The sequence below is a fragment of the Symbiopectobacterium purcellii genome (assembly GCF_052050035.1).
GTDB classification, from domain to species: Bacteria; Pseudomonadota; Gammaproteobacteria; order Enterobacterales; family Enterobacteriaceae; genus Symbiopectobacterium; species Symbiopectobacterium purcellii_A.
The window spans coordinates 2,045,907-2,058,791 of the sequence record NZ_CP189882.1; the positions used below are offsets into that span (position 1 = coordinate 2,045,907).

Consider the following 12,885-nt stretch of genomic DNA (forward strand, 5'->3'; position numbering starts at 1 on the left):
AATCAAGGATGAGATCACATCTTACTCTGACTAAAACGCCCCCTACTTATCCTTCAATATGCGCGACAAAAAAGGCCAACATTCGTTGGCCTTTTCACTATCCGAAATAAGTGCTATTGCATCAGGCTTCAATCGCTGCCCGCAGTTTCTTCATGGCATTTTTCTCTAACTGACGCACACGTTCTGCGGAAACGCCGTATTGATCGGCCAGTTCCTGCAAGGTGGATTTGTTATCATCATCCAACCAGCGCGCCCGGATAATATGCTGGCTACGTTCGTCCAGCCCTTCCAACGCATAGGCAAGCTTGTCCGCTGCGTGGTTATCCCAGTTATCTTCTTCGATGCCATCTGCGAAATCAGACGATTTATCCTGAAGATAGAGCATGGGTGCCATCGCCTGGCCATCATGCGGTTCGTCATCCGGTGTGGGATCGAACGTCATGTCTTGCGCGGCCATACGCGATTCCATCTCACGCACATCTTTGCTGGTAACACCCAATTCACGGGCCACCAGTTCTACTTCGTCCTGATTAAACCAGCCCAGACGCTGTTTGGTCTTACGCAGGTTAAAGAACAGCTTGCGCTGCGCTTTGGTGGTCGCGACCTTGACGATACGCCAGTTACGCAACACATATTCGTGAATTTCAGCTTTGATCCAGTGCACAGCAAAGGACACCAGACGCACACCCATTTCCGGGTTGAAGCGGCGCACCGCTTTCATCAGGCCGATATTGCCTTCTTGAATCAGGTCTGCCTGGGGCAATCCATAACCCGCATAGGTACGGGCCACGTGAATCACAAAGCGCAGATGCGACAGGATCAACGCTTTCGCCGATTCCAGATCGCCCTCGTAATGCAGCCGTTCAGCCAGTGCCCGCTCTTCCTCCGCCGTCAGCATCGGATAGGCGTTGGCGGCACGAATATACCCTTCCAGACTGCCCTGGGGAACTAAGGTGAAAGCTTGCATATCTTTGGTCATTCGACCCCTCTTCAATTAGCGTGAGTGAACAAAGTACAACGTTAAACCTCACATTATGTACAACAAAACCGATGCACCTGACTGCTGCTCCGGCACAAAGCTTTGACTACGCCCTATGCCAAGAGTTCCTTCTGTTCACCGACTGACCCTATTTTATCGCCTGACGGCGACAGATCAAGGCGAACCTGTCGATGATTTTATCCACCCCTCAGCACGCCAAGGCACCAGAAAATCCTACCAGAAAAAACTCACTCTGGTGTAAAGCGACGTAAATGTTGCACGGTTGCCAGCCATGCCGCCAGCCAGCCAATCATCCCGGCAATCAACAGCAGCAGCAGTGATTCATCCCAGGTGAGCCCGGTCACGGCAAAGCGCGTACCAAACACCGTCGCGACCTGATCGACCACGGCAGAGAGCTTCCAGACCAACGCCTGCGACAGAATCAGCGACAGCAGCGCACCGCCGCCGCCCAACAATGCGCCACCGTTGAGGAAGGGACGTAAAATAAAGCCGTCCGTTGCCCCAATCAGCTTCATGACATTGATGGTTTCACGGCGGCTGAAAATACTCAGTCGCACGCTATTACCGATGACCAAGAACACGGCAACAATCATCAGGATACCGATGGTGGCGGCCACCTGACACACCAGAGAGGTCAGCGCCACCAAGCGCGCAAACCAGCTATCGTCCATACGGACTTCACTCACACCGTGCACCGCCGCCACGCGATCGCGCAGCGAGGTCAGCGTCTGTGAGCTTTGGAAATTCAGCTTTGGCGTGATGATGGCAACGGCGGGCAGCGGATTCTCTTCCAGCATGTCCAGCGCACCACCAAAACCGGACCAGTTGCGAAACTCGCCCATCGCTTCATCACGGGACAGGTAGTTGACCTTCTCTACACCATCCTCAGCCGCAAGCGTGTTAATCACGCCCTGCGCCGCATCATTGTCCAACGCTTTGTCCAGATACACCGTCAGTTGCGGCGTGGGATACCACTGCTCCGCGGCCTGACTGACGTTTTTCCACACCAGATAGCAGATACTCGGCAAGGTCAGCGAGATGGCAATTACCATCACGGTCAGCAGCGTCGCCAGCGGCTGACGCAGCATATCCGCAAGCGTATTGTCCCAGGCGTAACGCCACTGTTCTTGCCAGCCACCGCGCAGTGCCTTTTCCTTACTCACGCGGGGTTTCGCGTTACGGGAATTAGTCGCCATAAACGCCTCCCAGCATACGTCCTTGCGACAGCGTCAGTACGCGATACTGACGGCTGGCAATCAGCGTCGTGTCGTGGGTTGCCATCAACACCGTAACGCCAACGCGGTTAAATTCTTCGAACAGACGCAAAATATCCTGAGACAAGGCGTTATCCAGGTTACCGGTCGGTTCATCTGCAAGCAGCACCGTCGGTTTGTTCACCACCGCACGGGCAATGCCCACGCGCTGCTGTTCACCGCCGGACAATTGAATCGGGTAGCTCTTGGCTTTGTCCAGCAAACCCACCTTATCGAGAGCGGCCGACACACGGCGGCGGATATCTTCACTGCTCGCCCCAGCAATAATCAGCGGCATCGCCACGTTATCGTAGACAGTGCGATCCATCAGCAAATGGTGATCCTGAAAGATCATGCCGATCTGGCGTCGCAAGAAGGGCACTTCACGCTTCTTCAAGCGGCTGATATTGTGCCCGCTAAACAAAATCTGGCCCGCGCTCGGGCGCTCTATGCCACAAATCAGTTTCAGCAGGGTACTTTTCCCGGCACCGGAATGGCCCGTCAGAAACGCCATCTCCCCAGGGAGCAGATGGAAATCCACACCCTGCAACGCCTGACGTCCACCGAGATAAGCCTTACTGACTTGTTCAAAGCGAATCATCCGTTTTCATCCTCTCGGGCAAGCTGTTTATCCTCACGAGACATCAGTCTTCGCGGGCAAAAAGCGCCTCAATAAAATCGTCAGCCTTAAAGGGACGCAAATCATCAATACCTTCCCCTACCCCAATATAGCGGATAGGAATCGCAAACTGATCGGCGATGGCGAAGATCACCCCGCCTTTCGCAGTGCCGTCCAGCTTGGTCAGGGTGATGCCGGTCAAGCCGACGGCATCGTTAAACAGTTTCGCCTGGCTGACGGCGTTTTGTCCGGTGCTGGCGTCCAGCGTCAACATGATTTCATGCGGCGCGGACTCATCCAGTTTTTTCATCACGCGGACAATTTTCTTCAACTCTTCCATCAGGTGCGCTTTGTTCTGCAAGCGTCCTGCGGTATCAGCAATCAGCACATCAGCGCCACGCGCTTTTGCCGCCTGAATGGCATCAAAAATCACCGAGGCGGAATCCGCGCCTGTGTGCTGCGCGACCACGGCCACGTTGTTGCGCTGACCCCACACCTGCAACTGCTCCACAGCGGCGGCACGGAAGGTATCCCCGGCAGCCAGCATCACCGATTTCCCCTGCGCCTGGAACTGACGCGCCAGCTTACCGATGGTAGTGGTTTTCCCGACGCCGTTCACACCGACCATCAGGATCACGTAAGGGGTTTTTCCGTCGATGTTGAGCGGCTCGTCCACCTTATTAAGGATAGCGCCCATCTCTTCTTTCAGTTTCACCAACAGCGCATAGGCATCTTTCAGTTGCTTACGGCTGGCGTGCTCTGTCAGGTCGGTAATAATCTTGCGCGTGGTTTCCACGCCGACATCAGCAATCAATAATTGCTCTTCCAGTTCCTCGAACAGATCGTCGTCTATTTTCTTACCGCGAAACAATCCGATAAATCCGGAACCGAGGTTTTCTCGGGTTTTTACCAGACTGCGTTTTAGCCGGGCGAAAAAGCCCTCTTTGGTCGGTCTTTCCTGCTCCTGTGCGACGGGCACCGGCTCTGCAACGTCCGTTATCACTTGCTCATCGGCACTGTCCTGTGATGGCAGAACATCTTGTGATAACAAAACATCTTGTGATGGCAGAATATCCTGCGCTTCAGGACTCGCCTGCACCTCTGCATGGTCTGCCGTCTCAGCGGTTTCAACGACATCAGCGACGCGCTGCAAGTCTGGCGGCGAAACGGTCGGTTGTTCGAGCACCTGCGCGCGGTGAACCTCAGTTTGCACGTCAGGCTCATCGTTTGGCGTTTCGGCGTGAACCTCAGAGACCACAGGCACATCGCTGTTCTGAGGCTGCGCCACATCCTGCTGCTGTTCTGCGTCTTGCGGTTGCTCAGTTCGCTCCTCTTCCTGACGCCCTAATCCCAGCCAGGAAAAGAAACCGCGTTTTTTCTCTTTTGTCATATCGCAATCGCGTCCCATGCTGCTGCTCACAGCAGCGCTTAAATAATTGAAGTCAATAGCCCGGTCTGGGTCGAGCCCAGAGTCTACCACTTTCCGCCCGGCAGCAACACGCACCATGGCAGGGCAGGTGGCGACAATCTCGGTAACGAAGTGGCTTTGTTGAATAATTTAAGATACTGATTTATATAAGCATTATAAAATTTCAACGACTAATTTTTCCTCTCGGAATGCTTTTTATTGTGCTAACTATTTGATTTGTCGTTCTAACAAAATACATTCTCTGTAAATGCATTCTAACTAAAGAAGATGTAAATCAAACGGTTAAATTATTCAACAAAGCCTAACGAAGTATGTCATCGCGATAACCGGAGAGGCCAAAACCACGCGTCACCGCAGAGAAACCTGATATTAACATTCCTTCCCCTCCTAACCCTCGTTAGAATAGCGCCTACCTATTACCAATAGCGAATCTCAGCACCCGGCAACCCGGTGTTCTACAGTAAACAGACGATGGCAAAAAAAAATTCACCTGCACAGGCAGGCCAAATCCGCATTATCGGCGGCCAGTGGCGCGGACGAAAACTTCCCGTGCCAGACAGCCCTGGGCTCCGGCCCACCACCGATCGCGTTCGTGAAACGCTGTTTAACTGGCTGGCGCCGGTCATTCAGCAGGCCCGTTGCCTGGATGGCTTCGCAGGCAGTGGCGCATTAGGGTTTGAAGCGCTGTCGCGCTATGCGGCACATGTCACCCTGCTGGAAAACGAACGCAGCATCGCCCGGCAACTGGAACAGAATGCGGTGCTATTGAAAGCGAGCAACGCCCGCATCATCAATACCAATACGTTGAACTGGCTGGAACAGGCCGGTGAACCTTATGACGTGGTGTTTCTCGATCCCCCCTTTCGCCGGGATTTATTGAACCAGACGCTCTGTTTGCTGGAACAGCAGGGCTGGCTGGCACCCGAGGCGTGGATTTATGTGGAAACCGAGGCCGAAAATGGTGAACTCGAGATTCCCGTAACCTGGACGCTACACCGCGAAAAAGTGGCAGGACAAGTGGCTTATCGGCTGTATATCCGCCAGGCTACGACCACACAGCATGAAGAGGCAGACGATGATTTGGATTAACCTGGGACGGATATTGATGATCGGCGTGTGGGGCTTTTTAATTACCAACCTGATTGCGCCCTTTCCTCGTCCGCTGAACATCTTCATGATGGTCGCGATGGGGTCTACGCTGTTGATGCACGGTTTTCAGGTGCTGTTGTTACGGGCCAGTCATGGTAAAGAGCAGGGGCCACTGAGCCGCGCGCTGGAAGCACGTATTTTCCTGTTCGGGGTGTTTGAACTGCTGGCGTGGCAAAAAAAGATGAAGGGTGTTCAACCCACTGACGGGACAAAAAAATAGCCCTACGCGGGTACGAAGGACACAAAGCGTGAGCCCTGTACCTGCAATCTGCCCGTCATACCTAACGCCAGCGTCTGATATTGGGCCTCGCTCAGACGGCAGATGAGGTTTTCCCCTGCGGGCAATAGCCTAAACGTCGCCGCATAGCGCACGGGAAGATCGGGATTCATCGGCTGCGCGCGCGTGCCCCGCGCCAGCGGTATGGCGCGCAGCGCGGCGATCTCGGCCGTTACCGTACGCAGCGGTGCGGCATCGTCCTCTGCGCGCTGGCGTCGTTGCCGCAAAAACTGCCGCCACCCCAAAAACAGGATCAGGCTGACAACCAAAGACCACCAATGGGATATTTCCCACGACATCAGGGCTTTTTCCCAGAAAAGAAAGGGAAAGCAGTGACATTGTCGCCCAACTCGGAAATACGGGCTGCCCCTTTATCCGTCACGGCATCAATACGGATCACCGCTTGCAGCGGAATAAAGCTGCGATTTACGCCGGAAAACTCCGTTTTCAGCTTCTCGGTGGAAGGATCCACCAGCAGGGTGGAGGGGCCGTGGAAAACAAAATCTGCAATCTCGATAAAACCAAACAGACTGCTTTGCACCAACTCCCGCACGTAAAGCTGATAATTTTTGCCGTTATTCATAAATTGAATCCGGTAGAGCGCTGACTCATTGCTCATGCAAAAACCGTCCCCCCTTCAATGGTATCGCGAAGATATATATACAAAAAAACGATCATTATTTCCGCCAACATAGCATGAAGCGCGTGACTTCGCACTTGTCACACAGCGTGTTGTTCATCCCGCGTGCGATCTCCTACACTCAATAATGAAAAATCCAATAAGGTGATAAGGATACCCTATGCTCTGGTCGTTTATTGCCGTTCTGTTTTCAGGTTGGCTCTACGTCGATGCCAGCTACCGTGGACCTGGCTGGCAACGCTGGCTGTTCAAGCCCATTACCATCGCGCTGCTGCTGGCGCTGGCCTGGCAAACGCCGCTGATGAGCGTCACCGGCTACTTTATCGTGCTCGGCCTGTTAGCCACGCTAGCTGCGGATATCCTGCTGTTGCTGCCCACGCAGCGCATGCTGTTCGCCATCGTGGCCTATTACGCCTGCCATCTGCTCTACACCATCGTGTTTCTGGTGGCAAAAGCGTCACTCACGTTTTTCTGGCCGTTGCCACTGTTGCTGCTAGTCATTATCGTGATACTGCTCGCCATCCTGTGGTCACGGCTCGACACCCTGCGCTGGCCGGTCGTGGCATTTGTCGTGATGAACGCGGTCATGGTGTGGGTCGCCGGAGAACAGTATTTTGCGCTTGGCAGCAGTAATAACCTCTCCTGGTTTGCGGGTAGCGTACTGCTCTTTATCGCCCACAGTGTCTGGCTGATTCACCATTACCGTTTTCCGTTTCGGGCCCATCAGGCGATGGTGGCTGCCGGTTATTTCGCGGGCCATTTTTTAATCGTAAGGGCGCTCTACTTTTAATCAGCGCTGAATATCAAAAGCGCTGTGCAGCTACTGGCAGCAGTGATAAAGTCGTGGATGAGAACCACTATCATCAAATAGGAGAGCATGATGCATTCTCATCACCAGACTCACGCTTGCCACGATCAAGGTACCAACGCTTGCTGCCAGCGCCATGCGCAACACAGTAGCCATGCCGATCGCAGTTGCTGTGCGGTTAAACACAGCACCACAACCATCTCTGCGTGCGACACCACACCCAGCGCGGAACACAGCGCGTCTGACGGTGGAGAGAGCGGCGATTCCGGCGACCCCGACGGCAGCGACAGTGACGCCTCCCCCACTTCCGGCGTGCGCTTCAGCTGGATTATCCGCGGGATGGATTGCCCCAGTTGCGCCAAAAAGATCGAAAACGCCATCACCCCGCTTCCCGGCGTCATTCAAGCAAGCGTTCGCTTCGCCACCGAAAAACTCATTGTTGATGCACAATCCGATATTCGTACACAGATTCAACGCGCCGTAGAGCACGCAGGGTTTACCTGGCAAGATACGTCCCCTGGCGCAACCGTCCCAACAGCCCACGCACCCGCCGAGTCCCCTTTACGCCGTCTCTTGCATGAACACGGTTTTCTCATTCTGTTTGCGATGTTAACCACCGCCAGCGGGATACTTTCGCTGTTTTCACCACGCGCTTCAGAAATAGCCTTTATCGCCACCACGCTGCTGGGGCTGATACCGCTGCTCGGACAGGCGATTAAACTGATTCGCAGCGGCACGCCCTTTGCCATCGAAACGCTGATGAGCGTCGCCGCACTAGGTGCCTTGTTGATTGGTGCCACCAGCGAAGCCACCATGGTTATTTTACTGTTTATGCTGGGAGAGCGTCTGGAAGCCTACGCCGCACAGCGCGCCCGTCGCGGTGTCAGCGCGTTAATGGCGCTAATGCCAGAAACCGCAACGCTGATCCGTGCCGGTCAGCGAACTCAGGTCAGCATTGCAGCACTGCGCACCGGCGATGTGATCGAAGTGGCACCGGGCAGCCGATTGCCCGCCGATGGCGAACTGCTGGTTCCCCATGCCAGCTTCGATGAAAGCGCATTGACCGGGGAATCCCTGCCGGTAGAGCGTGAGCAGGGCGATAAAATCTCGGCAGGCAGCCTGATCGTCGATCGCCTGATACAGTTGCTCGTGATCTCCGAACCGGGCAACAGCGCCATCGACCGCATTTTGCATTTAATTGAAGAAGCGGAGAGCCACCGCGCGCCGATAGAGCGTTTTCTCGATCGCTTTAGCCGCTATTACACCCCGGCCATCATGCTGCTCGCCGCGGCGACCATCGTGATACCGCCACTGTTGTTTGGTGCGCCCTGGCAAGAGTGGATTTATCGCGGCCTGACGCTGTTGCTCATCGGTTGCCCCTGTGCGTTGGTGATCTCCACCCCGGCGGCTATCACTTCTGGCCTGGCGGCCGCTGCCCGGCGCGGTGCGCTGATTAAAGGCGGCGCGGCGCTGGAGATTCTGGGCACCATCAATACCATCGCCTTCGATAAAACCGGCACCCTGACACAGGGCAAGCCTCAGGTGACGGATGCGATACCCGCGCAGGGCGTGAGCACGGCAGCGCTGCTGGCACGCGCGGCAGCGATTGAGGCAGGTTCACACCACCCGCTGGCGAAAGCGATTGTCCAGCATGCCCGTACGGTTGCCCCGATGCTGCCAGTGGCAACGGCACAGCGAGCACTGGCAGGCGTAGGGGTTGAAGGCGTCATCGCAGGCAAAACCCTCAGCGTCAAAGCCCCCGCTAAAATTTCACCCGAGGCGCTCGACGCCGACTGGCGTGATCGCATCCATTCCTTGGAAAACGACGGGAAAACCGTGGTGGTGGTACAGGAAGAAACGCACATCATTGGCTTGCTGGCACTGCGTGATACCTTGCGTGCAGATACCCCGCAAGCGATTGAGGCACTGCGCACACTGGGAATTCGCTGCACCATGCTCACCGGTGATAATCCGCGTTCAGCGGCAGCTATCGCGACCACGTTAGGCATTGACTATAAAGCAGGGCTACTGCCTGCCGACAAAGTCGATGCTGTGCGCGAGATGAACCAGATCCATCCGACGGCAATGGTGGGCGATGGCATTAACGATGCGCCAGCGATGAAATCGGCGGCGATCGGCATTGCTATGGGTGGGGGCAGTGACGTTGCGCTGGAAACCGCCGATGCAGCGCTCACGCATAATCGGTTAAGCGAACTGGCGGGCATGATTCGGCTTTCTCGCGCCACGCGCAACAATATCAGGCAAAACATCACCCTGGCGCTAGGGCTGAAAGCCATCTTTCTGGTGACCAGCCTGTGGGGGATCACCGGGTTGTGGCTCGCCGTGCTGGCTGATTCCGGTGCCACGGCGCTGGTAACCGCCAATGCACTGCGCTTATTGCGCCGCGAAAAACCACAAGACGCGAGGTAACGGCAAAAAAGCTACTTCTTGCGCAGGAGGTAGCGGTAGGGCAGTGATGCCGTCTCCTGTGCCAGAAACTCGTGCTCCATATAGACACAAAAGCCCGGTATATCGCGCGTGGTTGCCGGGTCATCCGCCAGAATAAGTAGCGTCTGCCCTGTCTCCATCTGACGCACGGTTTTACGAACCATCATCACCGGTTCCGGGCAGCGCAGCCCCTGTGCATCGAGGGTTTTATCCGGGTTGGTGAAGGTGTCGGTCATCATTATTCTCGGCAGTGGCGTAAGGGCAAGATAACGACCGCCCGGTGTGGCAGCCGTCAAAACCGCCCTAGTTTACGCCGCAGATTTTCCTGCGCAACCTACGATATCGATTGCGCATAAATTCGCCATTGCAATCCCCGCCTAACAGCGTATCATGCCGCGCGCTGCTCCTTGTGTCGGTCGTATTGACCCCTGTATCAGCCGCATTGAATAAGCAGCATGAATTACGTGCCATAATGTCATTGTTAACGGCACCACTTGGGTTCCCTCACCCCAATCACTAAAAAGGTCACATTGCCATGTTTCATTTTACTGCTCAGCAGCGGCTCAGCGCGCTTGTCTGGCTGTCGTTGTTTCACATTTTGATCATTACCTCCAGTAATTATCTGGTGCAGTTGCCGATATCCATCTTCGGGTTCCACACCACCTGGGGGGCATTCACCTTTCCGTTTATCTTTCTGGCCACCGATCTGACCGTGCGTATCTTTGGCGCACCGTTGGCGCGCCGAATTATTCTAACGGTGATGGTGCCCGCACTGGTGATTTCCTATGTGGTATCCGCGCTGTTTTATCAGGGAGAGTGGCAAGGGTTCAGTGCGCTCGCCAGCGTCAATATCGTGGTTGCGCGTATCGCGTGCGCCAGCTTTATGGCCTACGTGCTGGGGCAAATTCTGGATGTGCATGTGTTTAACCGCCTGCGCCAGCGCAAGGCGTGGTGGGTCGCGCCCACGGTCTCCACGCTGTTTGGTAATTTAAGCGATACGCTGGCCTTCTTCTTCATCGCCTTCTATCGCAGTACCGATGCTTTTATGGCGGCAAACTGGGTGGAGATCGCTTTGGTCGATTACACCTTCAAACTGCTGATTAGTCTATTATTCTTCTTACCGATGTACGGCGTGATGCTCAATATGCTCCTCAAGCGTTTGAGCGAATCCCACAGTCATCCCGCATTGCGCGAGCCGACGTCGGCTGAACAATGGCGCTGATGGCTGATAGCCCCTCCACCGCGTGTGGAAGGGCTATCTCAGGAACCGTCCTAAATAGGTTTTGTGACAACAAAACGCTTGAGTTTCACCAGTGAATAGGGTGCGATATAGCGGTTTACCCGTGCATGCCTGATAACAGAGAAGGACGCTTATGCCGAAGCTAGTGAAATATCTTGGAATTACGTTGCTTGCCGCACTTTTGGCCGCCTGCGACGGTAAGAAAGACGACAATGCAGGACACGATGCCCCGGCCGCGCAAGCCGCCAGTCAAACCATCTCGCTGCTGTCTGGCAACATCACGTTCACGCTGCCTGCGGATATGCATGATCAAAGTGGAAAAGTGGGTTCGCAATCCAACAACATGCATGTCTACGCCAACGATAATGGCCAGCGCGCCGTGATTGTCATTCTGGGCGATAGCAGCAACGAAACCCTGCCGGTATTGACACAGCGCCTTGAAGATCAGCAACGCGCCCGCGATGCCAACTTGCAGGTAGTGACCAATAAAGCCGTTGAGATTAACGGCCATGCGCTGCAACAGCTCGATAGCATCTCCAACAGTGGCAGCGGCAAGCAGGTTTACTCTTCCGTGCTGCTGGGGAACGTGGCGAACCAACTGTTGACGCTGCAAATCACGCTGCCTGCTGATAATCAGCAAGCGGCGCAAACCGAAGCCGAAAGCATCATTCGCACGCTGACGTTGAAGTAATGATGATGAGGCCGCTTACGCGGCCTATCTTCTTGATACGCTCAGATCGCCTTGACCACGTTTTTCCCCGCAATGCGCCCAAACACGATGCAATCCGTCATGGCAACGCTGCCCAGACGCACCGCGCCATGCACCCCTGTAGTGGTCAACTAAATTTGGCCACCCTACCTGACTGTTGATGGAACAGCCGTTCTGATTCATTTGGTGTTAACCCACCGTTATACCAGTGAGGTCTGACATCGCTATAATAATGGGTTATGTAGCGAATAATGGATGATTGAGCAGTACTAAAGCTTTGGTAGCCAGTCGTTGGCACCCATTCAGTCTTCAGACTACGGAAGAATCGCTCCATCGGACTATTATCCCAACAATTTCCTCTGCGACTCATACTTTGGGTCATCTGATAACGCCACAATGCCTGCCTATACTGACGACTGGTGTAATGGCTTCCTTGGTCACTATGAAACATGACTTGTTTGGGCTGCCCACGCAGTTCCCAAGCCATTTGTAGTGCTTTGGCTGTTAATTCTGAATCTGGCGAAAACGACATTGCCCAACCCACGGGTTTTCGGGCAAATAAATCTAATACCACCGCCAGATACGCCCATCGGTCGCCTGTCCAAATATAGGTTACATCGCCGCACCAAACCTGGTCAGGCTTGGTAACAGCGAACTGCCTATTGAGCAGATTTGGAATATCAATACGTTCATTTCCACCGCTGTTGTATTGATGTTTTCTTGTTTGGCAACTAACGAGGGTTAATTCTTTCATCAACTTACCCGCTAACCACCGCCCAAGTTTCACGTCGTGTGTATTGGTAACCATCGTGGCGATAGTCCTTGCGCCCGCAGACCCGCCACTAACGTTCCACGCTTCGCTGACCAGGCTACGTTTTATCGTCCGCTCAATATCTGGCTCCTTAGGTCGACACCAATAGCGATAACTGCTTCGGTGAACATTAAAAATACGACACAACGCTTTCACTGGATAAAGCGCTCTTAGCTTTTCAACTACCGAGAATTTTTCAGTGAGTCGGACATTAAGAGCGCAGTAGCCTTTTTTAAGATGGCATTCTCCATTTCCAGTCGGTGGATTTTTTTCTTCATTTCTCTGAACTCAATTTGTTCAGGTGTTAATGGCAGACCAGGCGATGTTTTCCCTTGACGTTCTAAACGAAGGGCTCTTACCCACCGGCTAATCGCTGAAAGACTGACGTTAATGGCTTTCGCGGCTTCCTGGTAGGTATAATTTTGGTCAAGGACTAATTTGGCGGTTTCACATTTAAATTCAGCAGTAATTATTTTACTCATTTTGGCACCTATAAAAATTA

Annotated in this window: 14 protein-coding genes; 6 read left to right on the plus strand and 8 right to left on the minus strand. The window is 54.1% G+C overall.

Annotated elements, in window-relative coordinates; translation table 11 throughout:
• Positions 1-121 precede the first annotated feature (121 nt).
• The 4 genes from rpoH to ftsY form a co-directional block, all read right to left on the minus strand.
• A complete protein-coding gene (gene rpoH, locus ACQGXV_RS14945; RefSeq protein ID WP_440866776.1) occupies positions 122-979 on the minus strand; it encodes an RNA polymerase sigma factor RpoH in 858 nt (285 codons plus the stop codon).
• Between the two features lie 248 nt (positions 980-1,227).
• A complete protein-coding gene (gene ftsX, locus ACQGXV_RS14950) occupies positions 1,228-2,196 on the minus strand; it encodes a permease-like cell division protein FtsX (protein WP_440866777.1) in 969 nt (322 codons plus the stop codon).
• Positions 2,186-2,854: a cell division ATP-binding protein FtsE gene (gene ftsE / locus ACQGXV_RS14955; protein ID WP_222159087.1), complete on the minus strand. Its 669-nt coding sequence runs from the start codon at positions 2,852-2,854 to the stop codon at positions 2,186-2,188. Before ftsE ends, ftsX begins: the two co-directional genes overlap by 11 nt.
• A 43-nt stretch (positions 2,855-2,897) precedes the next feature.
• On the minus strand, positions 2,898-4,262 hold the full coding sequence (gene ftsY / locus ACQGXV_RS14960) for a signal recognition particle-docking protein FtsY (RefSeq protein WP_440867437.1): 1,365 nt from the start codon (positions 4,260-4,262) through the stop codon (positions 2,898-2,900).
• 510 nt (positions 4,263-4,772) lie between these two features.
• On the opposite strand from ftsY, the gene rsmD reads away from it, so the two are divergent.
• Positions 4,773-5,390, plus strand: a complete 618-nt coding sequence (gene rsmD, locus ACQGXV_RS14965) for a 16S rRNA (guanine(966)-N(2))-methyltransferase (RefSeq protein ID WP_440866778.1) — start codon at positions 4,773-4,775, stop codon at positions 5,388-5,390.
• Complete coding sequence (locus ACQGXV_RS14970) at positions 5,377-5,670, plus strand: DUF1145 family protein (RefSeq protein WP_440866779.1); 294 nt, start codon at positions 5,377-5,379, stop codon at positions 5,668-5,670. Before rsmD ends, ACQGXV_RS14970 begins: the two co-directional genes overlap by 14 nt.
• 2 nt (positions 5,671-5,672) lie before the next feature.
• On the opposite strand, the gene ACQGXV_RS14975 is transcribed toward ACQGXV_RS14970, so the two are convergent.
• A complete protein-coding gene (locus tag ACQGXV_RS14975) occupies positions 5,673-6,026 on the minus strand; it encodes a DUF2500 family protein (protein ID WP_440866780.1) in 354 nt (117 codons plus the stop codon).
• Positions 6,026-6,346 (minus strand): DUF1820 family protein, encoded by a 321-nt coding sequence (locus ACQGXV_RS14980; RefSeq protein ID WP_440866781.1) that lies wholly within the window; start codon positions 6,344-6,346, stop codon positions 6,026-6,028. Before ACQGXV_RS14980 ends, ACQGXV_RS14975 begins: the two co-directional genes overlap by 1 nt.
• 181 nt (positions 6,347-6,527) lie before the next feature.
• Between ACQGXV_RS14980 and ACQGXV_RS14985 the strand changes: the two genes are divergently transcribed.
• Both ACQGXV_RS14985 and ACQGXV_RS14990 read left to right on the plus strand, forming a co-directional pair.
• Positions 6,528-7,157 carry a lysoplasmalogenase gene (locus ACQGXV_RS14985; RefSeq protein ID WP_440866782.1) on the plus strand — a complete coding sequence of 210 codons (630 nt, stop codon included), beginning with the start codon at positions 6,528-6,530 and terminating at the stop codon, positions 7,155-7,157.
• A gap of 90 nt (positions 7,158-7,247) precedes the next feature.
• Complete coding sequence (locus tag ACQGXV_RS14990; RefSeq protein ID WP_440867438.1) at positions 7,248-9,605, plus strand: zinc/cadmium/mercury/lead-transporting ATPase; 2,358 nt, start codon at positions 7,248-7,250, stop codon at positions 9,603-9,605.
• Positions 9,606-9,616: 11 nt separating this feature from the next.
• Here ACQGXV_RS14990 and tusA read toward each other — a convergent pair whose 3' ends face one another.
• The gene (tusA, locus tag ACQGXV_RS14995) at positions 9,617-9,859 is read right to left on the minus strand and encodes a sulfurtransferase TusA (protein ID WP_440866783.1); all 243 of its coding nucleotides are present in this window, start codon (positions 9,857-9,859) and stop codon (positions 9,617-9,619) included.
• A gap of 299 nt (positions 9,860-10,158) precedes the next feature.
• Here tusA and ACQGXV_RS15000 point away from each other — a divergent pair, with 299 nt between their 5' ends.
• Positions 10,159-10,845, plus strand: coding sequence for a 7-cyano-7-deazaguanine/7-aminomethyl-7-deazaguanine transporter (locus tag ACQGXV_RS15000; protein WP_440866784.1), 687 nt, complete (start codon positions 10,159-10,161; stop codon positions 10,843-10,845).
• A 151-nt stretch (positions 10,846-10,996) separates the two neighbouring features.
• Positions 10,997-11,554 carry a DcrB family lipoprotein gene (locus ACQGXV_RS15005; protein WP_440866785.1) on the plus strand — a complete coding sequence of 186 codons (558 nt, stop codon included), beginning with the start codon at positions 10,997-10,999 and terminating at the stop codon, positions 11,552-11,554.
• 145 nt (positions 11,555-11,699) lie between these two features.
• On the opposite strand, the gene ACQGXV_RS15010 is transcribed toward ACQGXV_RS15005, so the two are convergent.
• Positions 11,700-12,865 (minus strand): IS3 family transposase gene (locus tag ACQGXV_RS15010; protein ID WP_440866786.1). Its coding sequence is split into 2 segments (ribosomal slippage): positions 11,700-12,622 and positions 12,622-12,865, totalling 1,167 coding nucleotides; the frame shifts between segments, so codons are not numbered across the junction.
• Positions 12,866-12,885 lie beyond the last annotated feature (20 nt).